This is a genomic window from Providencia huaxiensis (assembly GCF_002843235.3).
GTDB lineage: Bacteria > Pseudomonadota > Gammaproteobacteria > Enterobacterales > Enterobacteriaceae > Providencia > Providencia huaxiensis.
The window spans coordinates 16,140-40,225 of record NZ_CP031123.2 but is presented as its reverse complement, the minus strand read 5'-3'; the positions used below and the strand labels follow the sequence as shown (position 1 = coordinate 40,225).

Sequence of the window (24,086 nt, the reverse complement as noted above, 5' to 3'; positions counted from 1 at the left end):
ATTAAAATAAAAAATGTGATGAATATCTAATTATATCATCTCTCACCATCAGTTTTTCGCTCAAATGGCTTTTCAATGTATTCTTCATCATTAATTGACTAAGTTAAGAATAGTTGAAAATTTACGATTGATATAAAAAGTCATAAAAGAATATAGCGAATCAAAATGAAAACGGAAGGACTATTGCCCTTCCGATTGACTTATTTGAGATGGTATAAATCTTACCACCAGATACATAAATTAAATGACTGCCGCTGCGCCTAACGTCAAGAAAAAGCCTGCGATGGTTGCACTCATTAAATTAGACAGGGTACCCGCCATAACCGCTTTCATACCTAAACGAGCAACCTCACTACGACGATTTGGCGCCATGCCCCCTAAACCACCGAGTAAGATAGCGACGGATGAAAGGTTAGCAAACCCACATAATGCGAACGAAATAATCGCTTTAGTATGATCAGAAAGCACTTGTTTACCCGCTGCCAGCACTTCTGCATCTGCCTTCATATAATCACCAAAGTTCATAAAGGCAACAAATTCATTCACGACAATTTTTTGACCGATAAAAGAACCCGCGACTGTCGCTTCACTCCACGGTACACCAATTAAGAAGGCAATCGGTGCAAATAACCAACCTAATAATAATTCAAGTGATAATTGTGGATAATCAAACCAACCACCAATGCCACCTAAGATGCCATTAATCAACGCAATCAATGCGATAAAAGCTAATAACATTGCACCCACGTTCAGTGCCAGTTGCATCCCTGATGATGCACCAGATGCTGCTGCATCAATGATATTGGCTGGGCGCTCATCTTCAGCAACTAAATCGGTTGCATCAACCCGATCGTTCACATCTTCCGTTTCTGGAACCATCAGTTTAGCGAATAATAAACCACCTGGAGCGGCCATAAAGGAGGCGGCGATCAGGTATTCCATAGGCACACCCATTTGTGCATAGCCCGCCAAAACTGAACCCGCGACAGAAGCTAAACCACCACACATGATGGCAAACAGCTCTGATGTGGTCATTGTTGCAATATAAGGGCGAACAACCAATGGCGCTTCCGTTTGCCCTACGAAGATATTCGCTGTCGCAGATAAGGATTCGGTTCTTGAGGTTCCCAGTACTTTTTGCAGGCCACCACCAAGAATTTTAATCACTAACTGCATGATGCCCAAATAATAAAGCACAGCAATTAATGAAGAGAAGAAAACGATAATTGGCAGAACACGGAAAGCGAAAATAAAGCCACCGCCGCCAAACAGTTCAAACATTTTATCGGAAACAAGGCCACCGAAGATGAAACTCATCCCATCTTGGCCATATCCAATAACTTTAGAAACCGCATCAGACATCCCTTGAAGCACACTACGCCCCGCAGGAACATAAAGAACAAATGCGCCAATGGCTAATTGAATTAAAAATGCACCACCGACTGTGCGGAGTTTAATTGCTCGGCGATTGCTGGAAAATAGAATAGCTATCGCGATAAGTACCGCCATTCCGATAATACTCATAATGAGCTGCATGGAAGGATCCCTGTTCACTTTATTTTAGGTTGATATATAAGGAAACGTGTAAGTCGCCTTGATTCTTAATCTGATGATTATACCTAGTCATCACCAATAACCCGCAATACTCATCACAAATACACACTGCAATAAACAACAAAAATTCACATAATGTGACAAGAATCACAAAATAGACTCGGTTTAGTCTGGAAAGGAACTAAAGTCCTAATTCATCACAATAAAGACTAAATAGATTTAAATAGCTAACTAGTGAAATTACATAAACATTACTTATGAATTTGTATGCGGTTTTATTTGGTGAGATTAAATAACGACAAGCTATTGTTGTAAAGTTGTTGGGCTATTTCTTCAGGGGATTCGTGGCGAAGCTCACATAATGAACGAAAAACCCACTCAATACGTTCAGGCCGATTTGGCTCACCTTGGAAACCCGAAACAGGCATATCGGGGGCGTCCGTTTCGAATAATAATGAAGCCAAAGGAAGTTGGGACATCACATGGCGAGTTTTATTCGCTCTTTCATAAGTAATGGTTCCACCCACACCAATATAATAACCAAGTTTAACAAAGGCTTGCGCTTGAGATAGGCTGCCAGCAAAGCCATGTACGACACCACGAGCAGGGACCTCAAAACGACGTAACATCGCTGCTAATGGGTCATGGCTTTTTCGTGAATGCAAAATAACGGGTAAATCAAACTGTTTCGCTAACTTTAATTGTGCGGACAACACCTCTTGCTGGCGTTCAAATTGCGGGTTTTGCATATAGAGATCAAGCCCAATTTCGCCTATCGCTACACATTTTTTATTTTTTTCAGTTAGATAATCAGTCAATATATCAATATGTTGTTCTTGAAACTGACTTAAATATAATGGATGAAAACCCATAGCAGCATGGAGCTGCGGGTACTGCTGTGCCAGTTGCCAAACACGCTCAAAATTATCCACACTCACCGTAGGAATGACAATATCGCTCACGCCACTTTGCTGAGCAAGCTTCAAGCTTTCAGTAAAAGAGTCACTAAAGGGTGGAAAATCAAAATGGCAATGGGTATCGATAAATTGAAGCTCAGCCATCACGGCTCTCATTTGCTGATATTGCAGCCAGAGGCACTGAAGAGACAGGCTCAGTCACCAATTCAGGAATGAGCTCACTCGGTACTTGAGGCTCAAGCTGAATATCTAATGGATTCGACTCAATTTTCTGTGCCAAGGTATGTCTAAAGCGATTTGTACTGTGGTCAAATGCGTCACCCAGTGCTGCAATAAAATAGCGGCCACACCGGCGACCCGTATGGTAATCTTGATTAAGTGAAGACACCTTACTACCCAGCGCACTGCTTTTCAGTGGAACAGGTGGATAAATCTCAAAGACCTGTACATCTTTTGGTGGGTTTTCAATAAATTCTTGCGTTTTACGGTAACTTTTCAGATGAACTTTCAGCATAGCGGCCATACGTTGTAGGCCATTATTTTCCCCTTCCAACCACCGAGTCATTCTTTTCACCCATTCAGGGGTAAAATACATTTGGGAGGGAACGGTACGGATCACAACAATGGTCTCTGCGCCACGACGATATGCCTCTTCAACTGGGATCGCAGCACTAATACCGCCATCCTGATATAAAGTGCCATCAAGTTCGACGCCTTCCCGATAAAAACCCGGGATCGCGCTGGACGCACGAATGATATCCAACCAAGTGTCGGCATCAGGCTGTAAGAAGGCCGCAGAAAAATCATCACTGCGACTTGCCCCCATATAGAATTCACGGCCTGAATCTAATAAATCGAGCCCTGCTTGTATACGTAATGGAAATTCTTTTGCTGTGGTATCGACTAGCCAATCTAAATCAATCAGATGGCCACCTCGAATAAAACGCAAGGGATTAAAAAATGCTGAATTGGTTGTATAGCGTGTGATCACGCGACGTGCGTAGCCCGCTTGCCCACAAATATACGCAGAAAGGTTTTGAGCTCCTGCAGAAGTACCAATCATCAGATCAAAAGGGTTGAAATCAGAGATAAGAAACTCATCCAGTACACCTGCAGTAAAAATCCCTCGTTGGCCGCCACCTTCACAAATCAGAGCCGTTTTTCCCGAGTTGATATTATCAAAGAATGCAAGCGGCTCAATCGTGCCGAGTGTAACTGAAACGTGTTTTCCCATAATGCCTCTGGATGACAGAAGTTCTTTTTAATTCACTTTAAATAGCTCAAAAACAGAATGAGCTTCCCCTAGAAAACCCATTCTATCAACATTGTACAATAAATACTCAGCAATATGAGCTATTGAGACATTTATTTACCACTTAGTTAGCAATCACTAAACCATTTTGTACCGATTTAACCCCATTAACTTGCGATGTAACTTGGGTAATTTTATCCATTTGATCGGCTGATTTAACAAAACCTGATAAGTAAACAACACCATTGACGGTTTTAACTGATACGCTGTTACTCGATATACCTTTCGTACCCAGTAATTTCCCTTTTACATCAGCAGTAATCGCTGAGTCATCAATGTACTCGCCGGTATTTTTAGCGCCACTCGAAATAGCATTTCCAGTATCTTTACCTGCCATTTCAACTGTCTTAGATGCACTGTCCCACGTATCTGAAGCTTGTTTTTTCAAAGCACTATCAGATGATGAGCTACAAGCCGCGAGTGCCCAGCTCAACCCAATAACTCCTAACCAACTCAATAGTTTTGCTTTTTTCATAAAAACCTTCCTTTCACTGCAATGGACAACGAATAATATAGCCTAAGTAAAAAAACATAAAAAATAAAGAGAAAGGTAATAAACACAGAATATTCTTGATGATAAGCACCAAAAAAACAGGGAAAGTAACTTTAAATGAAGTTCGAAATAAGATGACCCACTGCTAACCATGTTAGTCGTGGGTCATAAACACAATTAGTGTTCGCGTGTTTTGCGGAATTTAACGTCAGGGTAGCGTTCACTGGTGAGGTTAAGATTCACCATTGTAGGTGCGATATAAGATAAGTTATCGCCACCATCAAGGGCTAAGTTTTGCTCATTTTTGCGCTTAAACTCTTCAAGTTTCTTCGCATCATCGCACTCAACCCAACGCGCAGTAGAAACGTTAACAGCTTCATAAATAGCTTCAACGTTATATTCGCTTTTCAAACGCGAAACCACCACGTCAAACTGCAGCACCCCTACCGCACCAACAATTAAGTCATTGTTAGTTAACGGACGGAAAACCTGTACCGCCCCCTCTTCAGATAACTGAACGAGGCCTTTTAGCAGTTGTTTTTGTTTTAGCGGGTCACGTAAACGAATACGACGGAATAATTCAGGGGCAAAGTTTGGAATACCCGTAAACTTGAGTTCTTCACCTTGTGTGAAGGTATCACCGATTTGGATCGTGCCATGGTTGTGCAACCCAATAATATCCCCTGCGTAGGCGTTTTCGACCTGAGAGCGGTCCCCCGCCATAAAAGTTAACGCATCGGAAATTACTACGTCTTTTTTGATACGGACTTGGCGCAGTTTCATGCCTTTCTCATAAGTACCTGAAACAATACGCATAAATGCAACACGGTCACGGTGTTTTGGGTCCATATTGGCTTGAATTTTAAACACGAAGCCAGTGAATTTTTCTTCTGTCGCATTAACTTGGCGTAAATCTGTTTGGCGTGGTTGCGGCTGCGGAGCCCACTCCACTAAACCATCTAACATATGGTCAACACCAAAGTTACCTAACGCTGTTCCGAAAAAGACTGGGGTTAATTCCCCCTGCAAGAAGGCATCATGGTCAAACTCATGGGATGCCCCTTGAACCAATTCCAGCTCATCGCGTAACTGCGCGGCTAGTTCATCACCTACGGCTGCATCGAGATCCGGGTTATTTAGCCCTTTAATAATACGGATTTCTTGAATTGTATGCCCTTGACCTGTTTGGTATAGGATTGTTTCATCGCGTAATAAATGATAAACACCCTTGAATAATTTACCACAACCGATAGGCCATGTGATTGGACAACAAGCAATTTTCAGCTCATTTTCCACTTCATCCATTAATTCCATTGGGTCACGAATATCACGATCCAATTTATTCATGAAAGTTAAGATTGGAGTGTCACGTAAACGGGTAACTTCCATCAGCTTACGTGTCCGGTCTTCAACCCCTTTACCTGAGTCAATCACCATTAAGCAGCAGTCAACCGCTGTTAATGTACGGTAAGTATCTTCAGAGAAGTCTTCGTGACCTGGGGTATCCAGTAAGTTAACAAGACAATCATTATAAGGAAACTGCATGACAGAGGTGGTAATCGAAATACCACGCTGCTTTTCCATTTCCATCCAGTCGGATTTAGCGTGTTGGTTAGAGCCACGGCCTTTTACCGTACCTGCACGTTGAATAGCGTGTCCAAACAATAACACTTTTTCGGTTATTGTGGTTTTACCCGCATCGGGGTGAGAGATGATAGCAAAGGTCCTTCGCTTATTGATTTCATTAAGAAAATCTTGGTTTGCCATGTATAAATTCTTTTAGTTTGTACACGGATTTGTACACACTTTTGGAAGTACTCTCTTTTCAGTTCTTCGCTTGTCAAATCCGTCGTGTTAATCGTAATTGGCCGCTATTTTCGCTGATCTTGACTTTATAAACAATCAATGGTTATCTAATCGGTTACCATTTACTCTCAGCGTGCACCAATGCTCAGTTGTAGCTGTTTGCAATCGTTGCTTCTTCAGCTAATGAACAACTGTGGCTAAACCACAAATTCCTTCGCTACCAGAAATCGATGATAGCTTGTCGTACTACACCGATGATGGTGCAGTTGCCGTTGATCGGTATTGCAGGGTATTGCGGGTTCAAAGGTTTTAGATACTTCTGTTCACCATCAATAACCAACTGCTTAAAGGTTGCTTCTTTCGAATCATCCAAACGCGCAACAACCAATGAACCTGAAGAGTAAGGTAACTCAGGATCAACAACGATCACTGCCCCCTCAGGTATGGATTTTTTTCCGCTTGGATTTTCCATACTGTCGCCTTTTACGCGAAGTGCGAAACAACCCTCATGTGCTTTCCCAGTGACTTCACGCCACTCCTCAGCATCTTCATGGGCAAATCCCTCCGCTATTTCAGTCCAATCACCGGCCTGAACCCAGTTAATGAGAGGAATTCTTCCCTTAATATCAGGCCCGACTTCTACATTACCGACCCCCAAGCCAATCTCGCCATCACCTGTGGCGAGCCAATGAGCATTCACGCGAAGCGCCTCCGCGATCTGCATGGTGTAACGAGACCTAGCCGATTTACCAGAGCAAATCTGGCTGATCGACTGCTGTTTGATACCAATGCGACGAGCCAACTCAGACTGAGTTACCCCAGTAAGCTGCAAGGCATGGTTTAGTCGTTCGGATAAAGTTTTCATAAGCCCGCATTCTACAAATAAAACTGTAGTCTTTCAACAATTTTAACTGTTGACTTATCTACAGTTTAAACTGTAACATTCAATCTTGTAACAGTTATTATTGTAACAGGAGACGGTATGGAAGTGTTCAAAACGACACAAAAACATCTCCGCCGTGCCATTGACTTGGTCGGCGGGCAATCAGCATTAGCAAGAGCCATCAACTCAAAACAGCAAAACGTCTGGTTTTGGTTGAATAAATCAGGGCGTGTTCCCGCTGAATTCGTTTTACCCATCGAACAAGCTACGCAAGGACAGGTAACCCGATCTCAGTTAAGACCGGACATCTATCCCGAATGCCCAAGCGAGCTGAAAGCCAGTAACCAGTAGGATTAAGGGCAAATAATGGTCAGCATTTTACGTAAACACAAAAGCGAGTTCCTCCATGCGTGATTATGGCAAGGTCTATACCCGCTTTTGGCTAAAGCAAAATGTTTTGTCCTGGAGTGACTCAGCGAAGTTGCTAGGACTGTATTTGCTTACATGCCCACATTGTAATTTGCTTGGCTGCTTTCGACTGCCGATTGGTTACGTTGCTTCTGACTTGAACTGGGATGAGCAACAGGTTGCCAAGACGTTAAGTGAGTTAGAACAAGATCAGTTCCTGATTCGTTGCGAGGGATCTGGTTGGACTTTGATTCGAAGCTTTCTGAAGCACAACCCAATCGAAAACCCAAACCAAGGTAAGGCAGCCTTTCGGTTGCTTAAAGATGTACCTGCCGACTTCATTGGTATGGCATCGCTTTTGAAATCTCTTGCCGCTTTTCAAGCTCGGCTACCAGAAGAATTTTCATCATTGTTTATGCCTGATGGCAACCCGGTAAGGGACTCTCAACGGTCGGATGACTCTGAGAGAAGCAATAAACCAACAGTTAAAACTGTTGACCACATACAGTTTGAAGACTTCTGGGATGTACAAATACGCAAAGAAAAAAAAGCGAAAGCCAAAGAAGAATGGCTACGCATGGGCCTCAATGAAGACCATGAACTCGCCTTGGAAGTGCTAACACGCTGGAAAGAGCAACGAGACAACCGATTACAGTATCAAGATCGGACTAAGACCCCTATGCCACATAACTGGCTTTTAAACCGGCAATGGGAAGACGAGTACGTTCGCATTGATGAAGTACAGCAATCATCGACGAGCCTAAAGGGCAGCAATCACCAATTGAATATTGAAGAAAGCAATCGCCGCATTGCTGAAAGCTGGGCCGGACCAGGTATTCGGGAGGTTCGTTCAAGTGCAGGAGGTTGATAAACGCGAGTTTGCTGAAGTTTGGGGAGCAGCTTGGGCCATGTATGGCAAAAGCGTATCACCACAATTGCTATCCATCGCATTTGAAGCCCTTCGTGCTTATAGCATTGAAGAAGTGCGAATCGGTCTGACTCGGCATATTCAATCACCGGATACTGGGCAATTTTTTCCAAAGCCCGCTGACGTCATCAAGCATATCGACGGCAACTCAGGTTCAAGAGCCATGGTTGCTTGGAACAAAGTTGACAAGGCTGTTCGTCAGGTTGGCGCTTGGACATCCGTGATGTTTGACGATGCGCTTATCCACCGCGTGATTTCAGACATGGGTGGATGGGTTGAACTCTGCAAGGTTGATGACAGGGAATACCCCTTTAAGCAAAAAGAGTTTTTAACACGCTACCAGGCTTACTTGCTACGGGACGAAGTGGGTGAATACCCAAGGCTATTACAGGGTATTGCAGACCATCAGAACCAGCAAAAAGGATTTGATATGCAAGCGCCTGTTGCCGTAGGCGACTGGTCAAAAGCGGCACAAGTTTATACGAGAGGCATCGCCGACTTTAGCGCAGTGCCATTAAAAAGAATAAGCCCGAAAGCCATTCAGGCGCTTCTCGGAAATCAATTAGAGGACAAAAATGAAAACGATTAAAGCAAAAACCATTGCCCTAGTGATAGCCATGTCCGCAAGCACTTCAGTCTATGCGTTTCCGGGCTATCAGTGGGAAAAAGCAGCACAAAGCGTTGGTATTGATCCAGTCATGCTCTACGCCGTTGCCTTGGCTGAGTCGGCCTCACATCGTGGTCTCAACATGACCAGTCCATGGCCATACGCAATTCGCAATGGTTCAAACGCAACCTACGCCAAATCTAAGACAGAAGCAGAGCAACTGTTAAACCAGGCACTGCAAGAGACTGAAAAATATCAGCTCGATATTGGCCTTATGCAAATCAATTTGCATTGGCATGGGCATCGGGTGAGCTCAGCAGCGGAACTGCTAGACCCCATCACCAACCTTACGGTCGGCTCAAGTATTTTGGCCGAAGCAATCAAGTCTTCACCAAATGATTTAGAGCTTGGCATAGGCCGCTATCACAGTTGGAACGAAGATCGTGCACGCTGGTATGGGCAAAGAGTGCTTTCTATCTATCGCAATATTTTACATGAACTGGAGGTCCGTCAATGACAACCAATCAACAAGACTTCTATCAATTAAATTTGGCGTACCTACACGCAGCACGTGAATTGGCGCGCATTGATCCGCAAGAGGCGGTCTTGCGCTTTGGACTTACACGCGACGTGGTGGATGCACTGATTAATGCCGGTGTTGACGACCTGCAACGAGTGGCGACCTCATCATTCATGCTGTTTCAACCAAGGGGTAACCAAAGCCAACTGATTGAGATGGTGAAGAGCAAAGGTACAGGTATCCCAAGAATCGCTTATTTATTATCAACCCTAAACAACAAGGGGGATGCATGATTGATAACCTGTCCAAAAGTGAGCTGTTTACCCGAGCCTCGCTGCTTATTAAGTACGGATTTCGAACGACCATTATCGCGCTCGATACAGGTTTGCCAATCCACATTATCAGAAGGCTGCACAAAGAAGTGACTGGCAAGTCACCTTGTCCTGGTCAATTGCCAGAATCTGATGCCATCGTTAAAAGCAGAAGAGCCCTAGTTGAAGGCTCCCTGCTGATGGCGCTTTATGTCAATATTGGTGGTGATAATGTCTACAAGAAATTAAATATCGATGCTTTGATGAAGGCTTACGATGCGTACTTGGTTGCAAGAGAAGAGGCAGATCTTCCAGCTGAGATCCCCTGGAAAAAACTGACCATCAATGAAGGTTGGGTTCTAGCTCGTGATTTAAGATCACAGCTTGCATCCTTACACCGGTGTCGATGCGGCAGTCTGTATTTGACGGTATCTCAACAGCGCATTCAGCTTAAATGTCCTGTGTGTGAGATTATGGCCGAGCAAACCACTAGAGCACTTTTTGAGAACTAACATGCTGATGCATGATTTGATTGTGCACCGCCCGTGCACTTTGAGAGTACTAAGATGATAAAATTACTTAAATCTTTACCAGCACGCTGCTGGTTTATATCACTGGGGCTTTTTCTGGCGACTTTGGCTGCGGCTCATTTTTTTCCCTCAGAAATATTAACGGCATCTGCCAAGTTAGCGGCTTTGCCATTTCTGATTTGCACCGTCGTTTTTTTCAGCTACTTGGGATTCAAAGCGACCTGTAATCCCATCGGACTTATAGCCATCATCACTATGCTTGTAGCAATCGCATATTGGCAAGCGAGTTGGACAATTTTATGTGTCGGTTTAGCCTTCTTAGGCTTAAGCGGACTAATCCATTTATTTCAAAGACAACTGAAAGATACCGGTCGAGAACTAAGCCTGAGCGAAAAAAAATATTGGTACTGGGTAAACGAATTTGCAGATGGTCGCTCATCTATCCTCCCTAAAAAAACAAGGTCATAGTAAATTGACTGCTTTTTTACTTATACTCAAAAAATTGATTGGCACTTTCGTACTACGAATGAAAAATGCCATTTCCATCAATGAATACGGATCAACTCAAGTTCGTTACCCAGCACAACAGGACAGTTCTTTGACATCCTTGTTAAAGGTTTGGGCGCAGAGCTTCAAACCCTCCACCATAGTCAGGTAAGGGAAAAGCTGGTCGGCTAATTCCGTCACCGTCATACGGTTGCGGATCGCCAGCGCCGCACTCTGGATCAGTTCTCCACCTTCATGCGCCAGAATCTGCGCCCCGATCAGGCGGCCAGTGGCTTTTTCCGTCACCAATTTGATAAAACCATCGGTCTCGAAATTCGCCAGTGCGCGCGGCACGTTCTCCATCTCCAATACACGACTGTCGGTTTCAATGTCTTGTGCGTTGGCTTGCTCTTCCGTGAGCCCAACAGTTGCCACCTGGGGATCGGTAAAAATCACTGCTGGCATGGTGGATAGATCCAGTTTGGCGTATCCGCCCGTCATGTTGATGCCGGAACGGCTACCGGCGGCCGCGGCGACATAGACGAATTGCGGCATGTTGCAGCAGTCTCCGGCGGCGTAAATACCGGGAACATTCGTTTCCATGCGTTCGTTAACAACGATTTCGCCCTTTTTGTTGGTCGTAACACCCACCGCGCCCAGATTGAGTTGGCAAGTATTGGCGTGTCGCCCGGTGCTTACCAGCAAACGATCGCAGCGTAGATCGCCCGCGTTAGTTTCCAATGTAAATTGGCTTCCATCGTGGGTCACCTTGGTAGCTTGCGTACTGTTTAATACTCGAATGCCTTCTTTTTCAAAACATCCGGTGAGTTTTTCACCGAGCAAGGGATCTTCCCGATAAAGCAATGTATGTCTTGCTAATATGGTGACTTCACTGCCTAAACGGCGATAAGCCTGGGCAATTTCCAGCGCTACAACCGACGAACCAATCACGACCAGGTGCTGCGGCAATTCCTGAGCAAACAGCGCTTCGGTAGAGGTCCAATAAGGTGTTTCAGTTAAACCATCAATAGGAGGAATGGTTGGCGTGGAGCCGGTAGCGATCAGGATTTTATCGGCGTGAACTGCCTGCTCGGTTCCATCATTTTTTCTGACTATCAGGGTGTTGGCATTTTTAAATTGCGCCCAACCTTTAAGTAAACTAAGCGCAGGATTTGTCTCCAGAATATTCTGGTACTTTGCCGCGCGCAGCTCTTCGACCCGAGCGGTCTGCTGCTGAGTCAACAAGGCTCGACTCAATTGGGGCGCATGATTTTCCAGTCCGGTAAAGGGATTATTGCGTTGCTGCTGAGCCAATTGAGCGGCGCGGATTAGAATTTTTGAGGGTACGCAGCCGACATTCACGCAACAGCCGCCAATCACATCGGCTCCCTCAATAAGAGTGACCTTGGCACCACCTTCAGCGGCTTTAATAGCGCAGGCAAAAGCGCCGGAACCCGTACCGATAATCGCCACATGTTGAGTTTGGTTGCTTTCAGTGTTGCTTGCATTTTCGTTGTCACAGCAGTCGTTCGGTGAAGTAATTTCTTTTGCAGTGCCAGTGGATTCTTTTGCGATATAACCGAGAGCTTCTATTGCTCCAATGAGAACGGTTACGCTGACCCCACCGTTCGTGGTGATCGTTGCTCTGGCGTTTTCATAAGATATTTCAACCTTATTAACGCCTTCGATCGCATCGAGTGCTTCTTTAACGTGGGCGACGCAACTTGGACAGGTCATCCCTTCTATCGATAGTAAGATCATTCGTTTTCCTCAAATAGTAGTCAGGCATTGCGTCGTGTTAAACAGCACAGCTGTCATCATCACAGCGTTTATTCGCCGGTGAAAAAATATCCCAAAGCGATACGGCAACCATCAGGCCTAATGCTGAATAGGTGACATAGCTGCTCCAGCCGTACTGGAAAAACGGATAGAGCGATAACAGCAATAAAATGGGGCCGGCCACACCCAGCGCACTACGGTGCCATTGCCGGTGGCTGAACCAGCCAAGTCCGTTGAGTACCAAGGCAATCCAGGCAAACAGGGGTAATAGCGTGCTAACAAACAGACCTTCCCATTGGCTGAGAAAACCCAGTCCTACCGCAGCGCCCAGACTGGCAATGGCCGGGAAACACATGGCGCATCCCATAGCAGAAACCAGCGCGCCCAATGAGCTAATCTTATCGCCGAACCGGGTCAGTAACCGTATTAGCATTTCTATGCTTTACTCCTTGAGCGTTGACGGATAACCCGCGTTAGTGGTGGCTTCGGTCAGTGCTTTTACCGTGGTTTTTTCGTCGTCGAAGGTGACCACCGCCAGTTTGGTCTTAAAGGTCACTTCGGCTTTACTGACGCCATCGACTTTTTGTAAGGCTTTTTCCACGGTAAAGGGACAGGTCACACAGTTCATGGTTGGGACTTCCAAAGTAACTGTTTTCGGGGCAGCTAAAGCGTTCAGGCTGGTCAGTACGAACAGGGACATTAGGGCGAGTGTTTTCATAATTTTCTCCAAGAGCAAGCCATAAAGATTTAATCAAAATAAAAGGTTAGAAATCGTCATCAGGCAAACCAGACAATCCAATAATTACTGGTGACTAAAACCAACGCAGTCAGTGCCGTTAACCAAAAGATCACCTGCCGACGTTTTCGCACTTGAGGAACTGCACAGGCGGTGCCTGGCTCACAGTCCTCGACGGGGCGATAGACCTTCCAGCCTGCGAAGCCAAATAAGGCTAAAACCAGCAGGATAAAAATGGGACGATAAGGTTCTAACAAGGTTAAATTACCAATCCAGGAGCCACTCACGCCTAGCAGCAACAAGACGAAAGGACCAGCGCAGCAAAGACCAGCGCCAATAGCGGCAATAACACCGCCGATGATTGGAAAGTTGGGATTACTTTTTGACATAACTCACTCTACTTATCGTACTTTAGTAAAACAAGCTTAAACCCCGTACCCAACTACGGAGTCAAGATAAAATTTGACTCATTATTAATCTTCAGGAAGTAGGGAATCAATAATGGGACAGTGGGATTGGTTAGTATTAGAATTACACTCATTCAATAATTCTGTGAGAACGGTTTCTAAGCGGCGAAGACCTGCTATTTTGGCTTTCACACTTGCAAGCTTGTGTAAAGTCATTTCTTGCACTTCTATACAGGGAGTGTCATTAAGGCTGAGTAAATTGGAGATTTCTTCCAAAGTGAACCCAAGATCTTGGGAACGTTTAATGAATTTTATTCGGTTTAATGTTGCCAAAGGATAAAGTCGGTAGCCTAGATGCGGTTTTTCAGGTTTTTCTATAAGACCACGTCGTTCGTAATAACGAACAGTCTCAACATTGATACTAGCTTGTTCGGCTAATTTTCCAATTGTGTACATGTGATATATTTCTCCGTATCTAAGTACGGAGAAATATATCCCTATCTACGTAATTAAGCCATAAAACTTCGTTAGCCTTGAGCTTCTACTCCTTGTTTTATTTATTTCCTGATGCCTGGTTATATGCCCTAATATCGATCAAGTTGTTCTGAGCATAATCTCCCGCAAGGGATGCATTTGAGATCACTGCAATCTGCTTATCCACAAATGCTTTATCTTCTTCGGACACACTGTCGGGGATGTAAGCGCCACTCTCATCCTTTTGACGATACTCATTTAGCATTTGCTCCCTTAGGACAAGCATCTCAGGCGACCAACTCGATGAGTCTTCAGAGTTGAATACACGCCCCGCCAAACCTTCATTGAAAGCTTGAGCGAACACTTGACTTTGAATCGGGGTCAATCCCATTCTCTGCCCTTCGCTGTATGCTTCCTGTTTAAAATCATCGGCATACTGTTCTAAGAACTCACCATATCGATTGTTAACTGCCGCACCAAATGCCCCAGCCAACATGGCTTCAGACTTAGTGCCCCAGTTTACTTCGGAGGCATACTGCGAACTCGATCCACTGTATGCATTATTAAACGCCGTCAATGGGTTTTCCAAAGAGGTTCCTGCGTCAACGGCTGCTTTTAAGCCATCCCATGTTGATTTGCTGGCCACCGTAGCATTGTGCAAGAAACCTCGTGAGCCAGGATCTTCAAGCGCCTGTTCTTTGTAACTCTCATAATCTTCGCCAAAATGATTCAAGGTATGCAGTGCTGCATCAGTATGCTTGCCACTGAAATCACCAATAGCACTGGCGCTGTTAAAGAACATTTCAGCACCAGAGACTCCGCTATCATCAGCCATAATGCGAGATCGCCACTGAGAGCCAGCTTCACTGTTGAGTTCAGATTGATAGGTACTTGTGTCAGAAGCTACGGCCTGCTGGGCTTGTTGTTGATGTGTATTTAGTTGCCCATCAACACCAGACAGATTGGCTTGGTAAGCTGATTGAGCTGAGTTGAACTGCGTTTGAACAGTTGCAGCATCCTCGTAGCCGCCCAATACACCCGATTCCACTTGGCTTTGAGTGCCACCAAAAGTAGGTGCAGCTGATGACAAGCCTTCATTAGAGCGCGGTTGAATTGATCGTAAATCGGCTCCGGTAGCCATGGCCATAACAGTCATTGCTGCTTGATAATCATTGTCTCGTTCAGCGGGCGTTGAGGAGTTGCTATAGGTTAAAGACTCCATAGCTGCGGCCACATACGCCTGATTATCATCAGGTAGCAAGCGCTGATACATTGGAAGGTTTTCACGTAATCGGTTACCTGCTTCAACATGCTGGTTCATATAGCGACCTAAATAATCCATGACTTCAGGATTATCCGCTGCTAATCGAGTTAACGTCGCACCATCCGTGTTCCTTTGTCCTGATAGACTGTAGCTGGCCTGATCAAGCTCACTAAAACGGTTTGATGCCGTGATAACATCTTGTGCTGAACTCTGAAGTGACTGATAGTCTTGGTTAGACAAGGACATCTCAATGCCAGAACGTCTTGAATCTGAAAGGTCCTTAACCATTGCATCGCGATACTCTGCACGTCGTGAATCACTTGATGCCAAGCTTTTCATCTCCCCAGTGAGCGTATTTGCGGTCGTTGACCGAGAACTGCCCTCTGACGACTCAACTTGGCCACTAAAGTTACCACCTAAATCCAGCCCTGCTCGTACCCTTGATAGTTTTGGTACACGAGATGAGTCTGGCTTATCGACTCCTGGCAAGTTGCCCTGTGGAGAATCATTGCCGCCAGTACCAAGAAGCCTTCCAAGAAAGCCCTTATCAGCAACTTCTTTCTCACCGGGATTAGTAATGGTTCCATCGCCACCGACCCTTAGGCCTCCCGATAGCACGCCCGATACCAAGCCACGTACAGCATCTTTTTTATCGTCTCCAAAACCATACCGAGTTTGCAGGTCATCAGTAACCTGATTAACAACGGCGCTAGATGCGGAGTTAGAAGAACCAATCTGACGTCCAACCGAAGAAAGGTTGTCGTAACTTAGCTTTTCACCAAAGGTTCGACTCATGGTATTGCCAACCTGACGGCTAAAGGCTTGAGTTGCCTGAGTCATGGATTCTTTTGCAGAGCCGACCATTGAACCCACTGCGTTTCCGACAGAGAAACTGCTTAGTAGGTTTGACGCGCCGGTCATAGCAGAACCCGTAAGGGCTGAATTTTGGAACATTGACTGTGATTGCATTACCGGGGCATTTTTCGCGACATCTGGACTTGCCAGCTTTTCATCAATGGCATCACCGTTTTGTAGACGCCCAGCCAAGTGGGTAGCGGTTATTGCTGAGCCATACACGAGCATGAGCGAAATCGCCGGAACACTCGACGCCAACATGCCGCCAGTAGCTATCCAGGTTTGCAGCACTGAATCCATCTGCATCATCCCAGCAAAAGATGGCACTTCTGTACCTGCAAAGGCATCAAGAGCAGACATTTTCCCTGCAACGGTTAAATGAATATACAGGTTAATGATGGCCATGACAGGCATCCAAAGTTGAATCCAAAGCAGGATTAACAAGTACTTCCCAGCCATTCGCATCCCGATTTGGCCAAGGGCTATCACAAAGGCCATCAATGGGGTGATGGCGTAAATGAACCCCTCAAAAAACGTCATCATCGGACGAACGATACTCTGGAACAGGGTCTGCTCCGCCGCCCATTGCGTATTACGCTGCTCAATCGCTTGGTTAACCATAACGGCTGCGGTGAAAGCTTGATCATCCATATACTTGCCCGTCACGCTTTGCTCATAAATAGGCAAAAGCACTGACGCGGTCATATACTCTTGGGTGTTAACCGAAGCCAAACCAAGGTTATTCAGTGCATTTCGGATCACGTCATCAGTGTCCGTTGCTGACGAAGTCCCCAATGAGGCTGACAGAACCTGTTTAAGCCTTGGAATGAAGGTTGATTCTGTCATGAGTTTCAGTTGGCTATAGGCATCGGTGCAGTCCAGATCGCTACTGCTACCACTGAGCATGATTCGAGTGCCATAAATGCGCGAATCAAACCTAATCGCTGTCATCGGGTTAGGATCACTCAGCACCTGATCGAGGTTCTTTTGGCCGATGTCGATACCAATCAAGGTGCACTCTTTGATGTAGTTAAACCACGATTGCTCGATGTCCGAGCCGCCGACACGATTTGCATCACCCAACCCAGAGCGATCCATCACCTGTTTTCTCACTTTAATCAGTGACTGTAAACTGGATGCAAAGCCGTATTCCGTCATCGCGGGAGTTGAGAAGGCGGTTTCAAACAATCGCGTGATTTGAAAGCCAACAGTCGAAATCGTACTACCTGCGGCAGCAACACCGATGGGCACATTATCAACCACTCGAACTTGTCCGGTGTACGCATCCTCAATGCTCACTCGGGTACTGGGTCCAAACATGGTTGCAAAGACTAGCCATGAGACTAAAACGTGTTGAAAGTTAATCCCACGACCGCCTTGCATTAAGGCCTGGACAGAGACCATCAATACCCCAATGAGCAAGCCAATGCGAACCATTGAAGTAAAATCGCCTGTACCAGTGATCATCGCGACAGCGTTCAGGACCTGCTCTAAAAAAGCCGAATCCCCGATGGAATAGATTTCCCACATGACCTATTCCCCCAGCGCCGTAGATTTAACGGTGTAATAACGCTGTTTGCGAATGGTCTGTATCACCTGGTTAAAATGTGCCAGCAACTCTTGCTCTGAGCCGTATCTTCGCTGCAACGCGGCGTACTCCTCATTGATTTGGCGACGTGCACGTTCAAGGTCTTCCGTTAATAACTTCGCATAGGCATGATCTTCCACACCGGAGGTACTTCTAGCTGCATTGAGCATGTCTTCAACTAATGCTCGGGCCATCTCAACAGCAATAAATGGTGCCGCTCGTGAAGCAAACGACCTAGCGGCCCCTTCATTTAATGCAGAAAGTGTTCGAATCATGCCGCCAATGCTCGCGGGAGCCGAGGTCATAAAAGCCTTTTCGGTGGTGCTAGCAGCCCCTGTATTTCGAGCAAATTTAAAAATAATGCCGTTACTAGAACCTGTACCAAGAAGTAAATTTTCTACCTGAGTTGATAACCCGGTAAGAGTCACGTTAGTGATTGTTGGGTTCAGACAACCGTCTTGCGTCACTGTGTCACATCGGTACATAGCGACGTTGCCGCCATGAATTAGATGCTCAATAGTCACTTTATTGCCATTCAGTCTGGTCAGTTTCGGGGCTTTACCTTGGCCATCAGCGGCATTCGCTAAATCACCAACGATGATCGAACCAGTCACCGACATAACCGCTTCAAGAAAACGGTCATCCCCCGATGCAAACCAGCTTGATGCCGAGTGACGTTTCAGTGCTCGCCAGACCAAGTTACCTTTAATCGTTTTGTTCACATCCGATGCTGCGACACTTGAAGCATTCTCATAAGGGTTCTTACCGTTGGACTCACTCCAACTGGTAAAAATGTCACCAGCCCCTTTAAGAGAGCTCAACATGCTGGCCTCTGTTTGCCCCTTCTTACCAAAGGCGGCCAAGGTATCGTTCACGACTCCCTGAGCCATTTGACAGGAATTGCCGAAATACTCGTTCAACTGCTGGATTTTCTTTTGCAGAGTCTCCATGTGCTGGGAGCATTTCTCGCACATAGCACTGAGCGCCAATTGGAATGCATACCCCTTGGCGTTTGCAGCAACAGAGCGAAGTAATTGAACAAACTGATCCGCGTTAACAAATGACAAACTTCCCGCGAACATATCAATGCCGCCACAACCGGCTTGGAATGACGGAGGCACCATAGAGACGAGGTTCTCGTTCATGATTCTGTTACGGACAACAACACTTCCGCCAGATATAACCCCACGCCGCTGACTTTCAAATACGCCAGGCGCAGTGGTGTTGGTCATTGAACCAAACAACTGGTTCATCTCCAGTTGCAAGCTTGCTTGGCTCATAGACGAAAAACCAATCGCAAAGGCGATTAGCGATACTCGTAATACTTTTTTCATCGTTATAACCCTCCTTGTGCACGCAGATAGCGAACAAGGAACTCAGGGTCCTGTAATATCTTTTCGTTAAGCTCTTGCGCTGACATCGCAAGTGACACGCCGGGTTGAACAGGCCTGGTGGCATAGTAAGTTTGATCGTCAATCCAACCGGCTTGATGGGCTGCGAGAATGATTCGATTATTGAGCTCATCAAGGCTCATTGCGCCTTGGCCTATCGGAGTGATGACATTAGGCGGATCAACTAAGAATACGGCAGGGACAGTCGTAACGGACAAGGATTGCGCTTGTCCTGAATCGACTTTGTAATTAGGAAATTCTCCACCCGGTAAAGGCAAGCCATCGACAGCAATAGCAAACACCTCGAAACCGTAGTTCAAAGCCATGGATTCGATGATAGGCGCTTGAGCGTGGCAATAAGGGCAATCCGAACGATAGAAGAAGAACAAGCCTGCTCGCTTTGCTACTTCACCTAAAGCTACATCACGTTGAGCGCCAGCTTCTCGGTCCATCCGATTGGCGGCATAAGTCGCCAATGGTCTGCGACTGATTTCATCCAAAACAGGATCGCCCATGACCACCTGCTGACTAACATCAGCAAATAGTGAGCCTTTATCCATCATAACGCGCTGAAGATACAGATAGGCTCTGACGTTTTCAGTCGTTGGTTCATCAATTGCCTTGTCCATAAACGATTGCATATGCTCTCGGAACCATGCGGCACTGAAGGGCTTTAGTTCGCTCTGACTGGACTCCACGACACCAGATTCCGGCTCTATCAGCTCATCAGGCTGTTCAGGTTCAGGAATGACCTGATACCAAAACCAGCCTTCCTGACCACGTTGATAGAATGGCCTATCACTGGCATGGGCGGGCAGGATGAAAAGAAAGAAAATAATGATTGGGATAGTCACCCATAGGATGAACCAAGGTAACAAGGGGGTTCTCATTGTCAGCTCCAGAAAATTTCATAGAGCTTACATGCTAAAGATCCCCGTAAGTGCGATTGGCCAAATAGATGAAGGAATTGTGCGTGTTTCTGACTACCTCAGTTAACTCATGATAATGTCAAAATCAATGGAGTCGATGAGAAGATTTACTCTACTTTGAAGAGAGATTATACGGCGTACTAGATTTGAGAGCTGTGCTTGTTATGGTTTCCTTCTACTTGGCTTCATTCTTTCAAGCATTTCTTCTCGGGCTTTTATATCATCGAGATCATCTTTTATTGTATCCCCTGGGACGAGGGTCAATATAAGTGACCAAAATTGTAGAAGAGACAAAAACGCGATCATTCCGAAACTTGCCGAGCGAAATATCTCTTTAAAGGAGTGAAGATAAGTTATTTGTTTTGCTAATGGCACAGCAAAGGAAACACCAATAACGATCATCAAAATAACAGTCGAATATAGCATCGGTCGGAAAAGTCTGTTTATTTGGTCAATTTCATTTGCTTTTTCTTCATATGGTTTCTGACCAAAAGCCTGCGATAATTTACCCGGATACAACAAAGCAATCCATGCCCCCATCACTGCAAAGATGATAGCAGATGTGTTTCTCAACCCATCATAAATGGGCATTTGTTCTTTAAAAGTTATTTCTCCACCAAACACTACAGAAGCTACAACAACCCCTAACGATATAACAATAAATAGCAGCCTAATACTCTTATTCATTCCAGCCCCTTCTATTTGAGCAGACCAAGAATTAGATTTCTTTTTTCAGTTAGCTGCTCCAAAATGCTTTTAGCGTCTACAATCTCTTCATCAATTCTATTTACATCCAAGTCAAATTTATCTCTCGCTAGAGAATTACTCAGCCATAAAGGGCCTTGCTCTCCCTTGAGTGTAAACCCGATATCGTCCCACTTAGAGTCATGGCTCTTTTCCCACTCTGCAATCATTTCTTTAAGTTCTGTCTCTGATGGTGTAAAAGAGAACTCATATGAAAAATTAACATCTGAGTTAAGGCTTCTCTGCTTCTTAAGCCCAAGATTTTTCAAAGCTTTTTGCCACAACTCCTGACATTCAGCTAACTTTGGCGACAGTCTGTTATGCCTAGTTATCTTTCTTATATGGTCTTTTTGCTCAAGAATATAATCAATCTGCCCAGGTTTTCTGACTATTACTGTCTTAAATTGTGAATGAAGGTTTATAGGGTCTTCGCCATCTTTTTCCGAGTACCCAACGACATTAAAATCAGCTTTGCCGTTTTCAGCGAGAACAACATAATCAGAAAACTTAGAGATGAATTCCTTAAAATACTTGTCTAGATTTTTCTTACCATTCAACCGATGCTGGAACCGAATTGTTGCAAATACATTTTTTGACGGTATAAACCAGAAGTAAGTTGCGTAACCAGGTATGCTATCCTTTGGAAGTTTTGTAAACTCAACCTTAGCGCTCCCAACTTTGGATTTTGCTTGAACTGCCGCCACTTTTCCTTCATAAGAAGGCGTTTCATTCCAAGTTGTTAGAAGAAAATCACCTGTAGCGCTATTAGTAACTAAGTCATAGCAGAAAGTCCGATCTACATCTTCGCTTTCTTCGATAGCATAGGTGCAGGTTTCAGATAAAGGCTTATCGTTTTTCTTCACCCAAGATTTAAGTTGATTTAAAAAATCTGCCAACCCGCCAAATTTCGGATCGTCTGAACCGTACTCATATAGCCCGCACTTCTCAATTTTATAAAAAGTGACTTTAGCTTCTTCCATTTATTAGTCCTTTTATTATCATTAACTCGCTTCGCAAAACAGCGCTAACTCATATTCGACGGGCACGGGTAGCCCTATAGTTAAAACACCCTTCAACCCACATTTCTAGGAAAGTCACAGTACATTAAGATTTTATGTTAAGGCTTACAACAATTTATAGATACAAATAATGTCCGTTTGAACAATAAACTGGCAACTTCGTCTAAAAGTCTTTGTCACATCAGGAACATTCTGGATTAGCTCTTGAGGGATTCCTTTAGTAACCCGAAAAGACTGTAACCAGCGTTTTCATTGAGTCACCCGGAATCATAACAAAGTACATTTTGCTCCCCACATGCTGCCATAACTCGGCCTCTTGTGCATATTTTTTGGCTTTTTGGATAGCGACACTTTCTGGTAACTGGGCTTTAGTTAGCCCCGAGCATAGCAGCTTAGTGCACAAAGCCTTCCAAGGATGCTTAGGTACACCGTCTGAAAGCCGTTCCACAAACCGTTCCAGTGCATGACGAGTCACCACGACAGGTCCAATGTTCGGAACGTTGATGACCTCATCGATGCCTCTCACTGTAAGATTATCGACGCTGTATTCTTCGAAGGAATGTGAGAGCCAATCGTCCCGCTTCTCTACCGAGATCTGTGCTTCCTGGTATCGAGTGAGCAAAAACCTTGTCAGGCTGTAAAGTGAATGCTGAGTTGAGCGTTGTTTCTGTAACTTTTTGATAGCTCCTTTACTGACCCGGATTTGAAGCCCATTACCGCTTCGGTTACTCCCCATCACCTCTTTCACTGACAGTAGGTGATGAATCGCATAGAGCTCAGCTGCAATTGGCTTTTGCTGCTCAGGTAGCTTGTCGTATTGCTCACCTAAATCGACCTTTAGCTCACCACCTCTTCGAAGGCCGGTCTTCCAGTAAACCGTAAACTCACCATCAATCTGCTTTGTTAACAGGGTTAATACCATCATGTTTGTTCTCCTATTGGTTATCTATTTTTCATTCTCCATGTTTTTTCAAATATGCAAGGCGCAAAAAAAGGGGCCGAAGCCCCTTAGATCAGATATGAACTTTAGGAAAGCCCATGGCACCGTAAACATTCAGCACATCATTCCAATCCCAACTTTTCACGCCAAGTGACGTTGGTATCGGGGGGATCAACACTTGTGTCAGAATGCCTTTTTGCCAGGCTTTTTTCTTGAGTTCATTCGCTGCATTCAGGCCGGTCTCAGAGAGATCGTGATCTGCCCAGATGTACAGCATTTTCACATTACTTGGTGGTTCAAACCTAGCCAGTAGCGTTGCATTCACAACCGACCAACATGTTTGCCCCGTTGCTCTGGTTACCGCTAGGGCCGTTTCTATACCTTCAGAAACACCTAGTACTTCACCAGGCTCACCTATAGGAATGGCACCACCAGTGATTGTTCTGTCACTTGGTATCGGCATCATCTTTTTAGGCTTTTCAACCGGCGCTTTGAATCCATCTTCACTTAGGTAGATCCGATGAAACGTGGCCGAACGCCCTTGCTGAGTAACGATTTTACCTAGCAGCGCTGGGTAGCTATCGATAAACAGGCCATCTTCATCATGGTAAGGCAAGTTTGGATGAAACCTCAGCACCGAATCCCATTCAGGACGAAGCCGCGTCACAATGCCACGACGATGCAAGTAGTTCCAAACAGGTTGCGCACGAGTATCTGCAAGAGATAACGTTTCTCCCCACGTTTGATTCAAACGTTGGATAATCGCTTTGTCCTCTACCTGCTTTTTAGTCTTCCAGTCAACAGCGTTACTCGGTATTGCCCGAGTTGGTACTTGTCCGGGTTGAATACCAAGAACCTGGCCGATTGCTTCAATAGACTGAGCAAAGTTCCATCCATTGATCCAAGACAACAGTTCAAAACCATCATGAAAGATACCGCAGGTATTACAAACGCCGCCACCGGTATATTCAGCATCTTTGAACAGCCTAAAGCCATCACGACCGCCATGAACAGGACAAGCCACATGACGCCCTTTTCGAGCAATAGCGGCATCAAGTTCTGGCACCAATGCCGCCAAGACTTGAAGCCATTGGCCATTGAGATATGGCCTTACTGTGTCAATTTGTAAAGGTAACGCCATATAACCTCCTTAAATAAAATGCCGACTCCTACCCCAGGTGGTAAAAGTCAGCTTAGGTCCAGCA

The 24,086-nt window shown here is 45.2% G+C and carries 25 protein-coding genes; 7 read left to right on the top strand and 18 right to left on the bottom strand.

The genetic code is table 11. The features are described from left to right. Positions 1-240 precede the first annotated feature (240 nt). From CYG50_RS01660 to CYG50_RS01635, 6 genes are all read right to left on the bottom strand, one after another. Positions 241-1,524 carry a NupC/NupG family nucleoside CNT transporter gene (locus CYG50_RS01660; RefSeq protein WP_181490142.1) on the bottom strand — a complete coding sequence of 428 codons (1,284 nt, stop codon included), beginning with the start codon at positions 1,522-1,524 and terminating at the stop codon, positions 241-243. Positions 1,525-1,829: 305 nt separating this feature from the next. After that, a complete protein-coding gene (locus CYG50_RS01655) occupies positions 1,830-2,615 on the bottom strand; it encodes a TatD family hydrolase (protein WP_232368229.1) in 786 nt (261 codons plus the stop codon). Further along, positions 2,608-3,705: a patatin-like phospholipase family protein gene (locus CYG50_RS01650; RefSeq protein ID WP_102138935.1), complete on the bottom strand. Its 1,098-nt coding sequence runs from the start codon at positions 3,703-3,705 to the stop codon at positions 2,608-2,610. The genes CYG50_RS01655 and CYG50_RS01650 overlap by 8 nt, the downstream gene beginning before the upstream one ends. Positions 3,706-3,847: 142 nt before the next feature. After that, on the bottom strand, positions 3,848-4,258 hold the full coding sequence (locus tag CYG50_RS01645; RefSeq protein ID WP_102138934.1) for a BON domain-containing protein: 411 nt from the start codon (positions 4,256-4,258) through the stop codon (positions 3,848-3,850). Positions 4,259-4,453: 195 nt separating this feature from the next. Next, positions 4,454-6,043 carry a peptide chain release factor 3 gene (prfC, locus tag CYG50_RS01640; RefSeq protein ID WP_102138933.1) on the bottom strand — a complete coding sequence of 530 codons (1,590 nt, stop codon included), beginning with the start codon at positions 6,041-6,043 and terminating at the stop codon, positions 4,454-4,456. A 256-nt stretch (positions 6,044-6,299) separates the two neighbouring features. Continuing rightward, positions 6,300-6,947 (bottom strand): LexA family protein, encoded by a 648-nt coding sequence (locus CYG50_RS01635; protein ID WP_000854920.1) that lies wholly within the window; start codon positions 6,945-6,947, stop codon positions 6,300-6,302. Positions 6,948-7,064: 117 nt separating this feature from the next. Here CYG50_RS01635 and CYG50_RS01630 point away from each other — a divergent pair, with 117 nt between their 5' ends. From CYG50_RS01630 to eexR, 7 genes are all read left to right on the top strand, one after another. Further along, entirely contained in the window at positions 7,065-7,316 is a 252-nt protein-coding gene (locus tag CYG50_RS01630; RefSeq protein WP_024015942.1) for a helix-turn-helix domain-containing protein, read from the top strand. Positions 7,317-7,620: 304 nt separating this feature from the next. Further along, complete coding sequence (locus CYG50_RS01625) at positions 7,621-8,241, top strand: hypothetical protein (RefSeq protein WP_432807063.1); 621 nt, start codon at positions 7,621-7,623, stop codon at positions 8,239-8,241. Then, positions 8,228-8,890 (top strand): DUF6475 domain-containing protein, encoded by a 663-nt coding sequence (locus CYG50_RS01620; protein ID WP_007105460.1) that lies wholly within the window; start codon positions 8,228-8,230, stop codon positions 8,888-8,890. The genes CYG50_RS01625 and CYG50_RS01620 overlap by 14 nt, the downstream gene beginning before the upstream one ends. 28 nt (positions 8,891-8,918) lie before the next feature. Further along, a complete protein-coding gene (locus CYG50_RS01615) occupies positions 8,919-9,425 on the top strand; it encodes a lytic transglycosylase domain-containing protein (protein ID WP_259556340.1) in 507 nt (168 codons plus the stop codon). Continuing rightward, on the top strand, positions 9,422-9,721 hold the full coding sequence (locus CYG50_RS01610) for a flagellar transcriptional regulator FlhD (RefSeq protein WP_000210563.1): 300 nt from the start codon (positions 9,422-9,424) through the stop codon (positions 9,719-9,721). Before CYG50_RS01615 ends, CYG50_RS01610 begins: the two co-directional genes overlap by 4 nt. Next, entirely contained in the window at positions 9,718-10,251 is a 534-nt protein-coding gene (locus tag CYG50_RS01605) for a FlhC family transcriptional regulator (protein ID WP_000566752.1), read from the top strand. Before CYG50_RS01610 ends, CYG50_RS01605 begins: the two co-directional genes overlap by 4 nt. Positions 10,252-10,305: 54 nt before the next feature. After that, the gene (eexR, locus tag CYG50_RS01600) at positions 10,306-10,737 is read left to right on the top strand and encodes an entry exclusion protein EexR (RefSeq protein WP_040132805.1); all 432 of its coding nucleotides are present in this window, start codon (positions 10,306-10,308) and stop codon (positions 10,735-10,737) included. 105 nt (positions 10,738-10,842) lie between these two features. Here eexR and merA read toward each other — a convergent pair whose 3' ends face one another. The 12 genes from merA to CYG50_RS01540 form a co-directional block, all read right to left on the bottom strand. Then, on the bottom strand, positions 10,843-12,516 hold the full coding sequence (gene merA, locus CYG50_RS01595) for a mercury(II) reductase (protein ID WP_028867977.1): 1,674 nt from the start codon (positions 12,514-12,516) through the stop codon (positions 10,843-10,845). A 37-nt stretch (positions 12,517-12,553) separates the two neighbouring features. Further along, positions 12,554-12,961 (bottom strand): organomercurial transporter MerC, encoded by a 408-nt coding sequence (merC, locus tag CYG50_RS01590; protein ID WP_196575170.1) that lies wholly within the window; start codon positions 12,959-12,961, stop codon positions 12,554-12,556. Between the two features lie 15 nt (positions 12,962-12,976). Next, positions 12,977-13,252: a mercury resistance system periplasmic binding protein MerP gene (merP, locus tag CYG50_RS01585; RefSeq protein ID WP_028867975.1), complete on the bottom strand. Its 276-nt coding sequence runs from the start codon at positions 13,250-13,252 to the stop codon at positions 12,977-12,979. A gap of 59 nt (positions 13,253-13,311) precedes the next feature. Continuing rightward, complete coding sequence (locus CYG50_RS01580; RefSeq protein ID WP_028867974.1) at positions 13,312-13,659, bottom strand: mercuric transporter MerT family protein; 348 nt, start codon at positions 13,657-13,659, stop codon at positions 13,312-13,314. A gap of 84 nt (positions 13,660-13,743) precedes the next feature. Continuing rightward, positions 13,744-14,133 (bottom strand): mercury resistance transcriptional regulator MerR, encoded by a 390-nt coding sequence (gene merR / locus CYG50_RS01575; RefSeq protein ID WP_028867973.1) that lies wholly within the window; start codon positions 14,131-14,133, stop codon positions 13,744-13,746. Between the two features lie 97 nt (positions 14,134-14,230). Beyond that, positions 14,231-17,800: a conjugal transfer protein TraG N-terminal domain-containing protein gene (locus tag CYG50_RS01570; protein WP_102138932.1), complete on the bottom strand. Its 3,570-nt coding sequence runs from the start codon at positions 17,798-17,800 to the stop codon at positions 14,231-14,233. A 3-nt stretch (positions 17,801-17,803) separates the two neighbouring features. Continuing rightward, positions 17,804-19,192: a conjugal transfer protein TraH gene (locus CYG50_RS01565; RefSeq protein WP_102138931.1), complete on the bottom strand. Its 1,389-nt coding sequence runs from the start codon at positions 19,190-19,192 to the stop codon at positions 17,804-17,806. A 2-nt stretch (positions 19,193-19,194) separates the two neighbouring features. After that, positions 19,195-20,139 carry a thioredoxin family protein gene (locus tag CYG50_RS01560; RefSeq protein WP_102138930.1) on the bottom strand — a complete coding sequence of 315 codons (945 nt, stop codon included), beginning with the start codon at positions 20,137-20,139 and terminating at the stop codon, positions 19,195-19,197. Positions 20,140-20,340: 201 nt separating this feature from the next. Then, on the bottom strand, positions 20,341-20,865 hold the full coding sequence (locus tag CYG50_RS01555; RefSeq protein WP_102138929.1) for a hypothetical protein: 525 nt from the start codon (positions 20,863-20,865) through the stop codon (positions 20,341-20,343). Between the two features lie 11 nt (positions 20,866-20,876). Then, positions 20,877-21,902: a hypothetical protein gene (locus CYG50_RS01550; protein WP_102138928.1), complete on the bottom strand. Its 1,026-nt coding sequence runs from the start codon at positions 21,900-21,902 to the stop codon at positions 20,877-20,879. Between the two features lie 256 nt (positions 21,903-22,158). After that, complete coding sequence (locus tag CYG50_RS01545; protein ID WP_102138927.1) at positions 22,159-22,866, bottom strand: hypothetical protein; 708 nt, start codon at positions 22,864-22,866, stop codon at positions 22,159-22,161. Between the two features lie 88 nt (positions 22,867-22,954). Beyond that, positions 22,955-24,022 carry a DUF7146 domain-containing protein gene (locus CYG50_RS01540; protein ID WP_024015930.1) on the bottom strand — a complete coding sequence of 356 codons (1,068 nt, stop codon included), beginning with the start codon at positions 24,020-24,022 and terminating at the stop codon, positions 22,955-22,957. Between the last annotated feature and the right edge of the window lie 64 nt (positions 24,023-24,086).

Excerpts from the sequence above, each read along its gene's own strand:
- merA (WP_028867977.1), bottom strand. The coding sequence starts at position 12,516 with ATGATCTTACTATCGATAGAAGGGATGACCTGTCCAAGTTGCGTCGCC.
- CYG50_RS01550 (WP_102138928.1), bottom strand. The coding sequence starts at position 21,902 with ATGGAAGAAGCTAAAGTCACTTTTTATAAAATTGAGAAGTGCGGGCTA.
- CYG50_RS01660 (WP_181490142.1), bottom strand. The coding sequence starts at position 1,524 with ATGAGTATTATCGGAATGGCGGTACTTATCGCGATAGCTATTCTATTT.
- merP (WP_028867975.1), bottom strand. The coding sequence starts at position 13,252 with ATGAAAACACTCGCCCTAATGTCCCTGTTCGTACTGACCAGCCTGAAC.
- CYG50_RS01545 (WP_102138927.1), bottom strand. The coding sequence starts at position 22,866 with ATGATGGTATTAACCCTGTTAACAAAGCAGATTGATGGTGAGTTTACG.
- CYG50_RS01630 (WP_024015942.1), top strand. The coding sequence starts at position 7,065 with ATGGAAGTGTTCAAAACGACACAAAAACATCTCCGCCGTGCCATTGAC.
- CYG50_RS01580 (WP_028867974.1), bottom strand. The coding sequence starts at position 13,659 with ATGTCAAAAAGTAATCCCAACTTTCCAATCATCGGCGGTGTTATTGCC.
- CYG50_RS01610 (WP_000210563.1), top strand. The coding sequence starts at position 9,422 with ATGACAACCAATCAACAAGACTTCTATCAATTAAATTTGGCGTACCTA.
- CYG50_RS01635 (WP_000854920.1), bottom strand. The coding sequence starts at position 6,947 with ATGAAAACTTTATCCGAACGACTAAACCATGCCTTGCAGCTTACTGGG.
- CYG50_RS01555 (WP_102138929.1), bottom strand. The coding sequence starts at position 20,865 with ATGAATAAGAGTATTAGGCTGCTATTTATTGTTATATCGTTAGGGGTT.
- eexR (WP_040132805.1), top strand. The coding sequence starts at position 10,306 with ATGATAAAATTACTTAAATCTTTACCAGCACGCTGCTGGTTTATATCA.
- CYG50_RS01655 (WP_232368229.1), bottom strand. The coding sequence starts at position 2,615 with ATGGCTGAGCTTCAATTTATCGATACCCATTGCCATTTTGATTTTCCA.
- CYG50_RS01650 (WP_102138935.1), bottom strand. The coding sequence starts at position 3,705 with ATGGGAAAACACGTTTCAGTTACACTCGGCACGATTGAGCCGCTTGCA.
- CYG50_RS01615 (WP_259556340.1), top strand. The coding sequence starts at position 8,919 with ATGTCCGCAAGCACTTCAGTCTATGCGTTTCCGGGCTATCAGTGGGAA.
- CYG50_RS01570 (WP_102138932.1), bottom strand. The coding sequence starts at position 17,800 with ATGTGGGAAATCTATTCCATCGGGGATTCGGCTTTTTTAGAGCAGGTC.
- CYG50_RS01540 (WP_024015930.1), bottom strand. The coding sequence starts at position 24,022 with ATGGCGTTACCTTTACAAATTGACACAGTAAGGCCATATCTCAATGGC.
- CYG50_RS01605 (WP_000566752.1), top strand. The coding sequence starts at position 9,718 with ATGATTGATAACCTGTCCAAAAGTGAGCTGTTTACCCGAGCCTCGCTG.
- prfC (WP_102138933.1), bottom strand. The coding sequence starts at position 6,043 with ATGGCAAACCAAGATTTTCTTAATGAAATCAATAAGCGAAGGACCTTT.
- merR (WP_028867973.1), bottom strand. The coding sequence starts at position 14,133 with ATGTACACAATTGGAAAATTAGCCGAACAAGCTAGTATCAATGTTGAG.
- CYG50_RS01565 (WP_102138931.1), bottom strand. The coding sequence starts at position 19,192 with ATGAAAAAAGTATTACGAGTATCGCTAATCGCCTTTGCGATTGGTTTT.
- CYG50_RS01560 (WP_102138930.1), bottom strand. The coding sequence starts at position 20,139 with ATGAGAACCCCCTTGTTACCTTGGTTCATCCTATGGGTGACTATCCCA.
- CYG50_RS01645 (WP_102138934.1), bottom strand. The coding sequence starts at position 4,258 with ATGAAAAAAGCAAAACTATTGAGTTGGTTAGGAGTTATTGGGTTGAGC.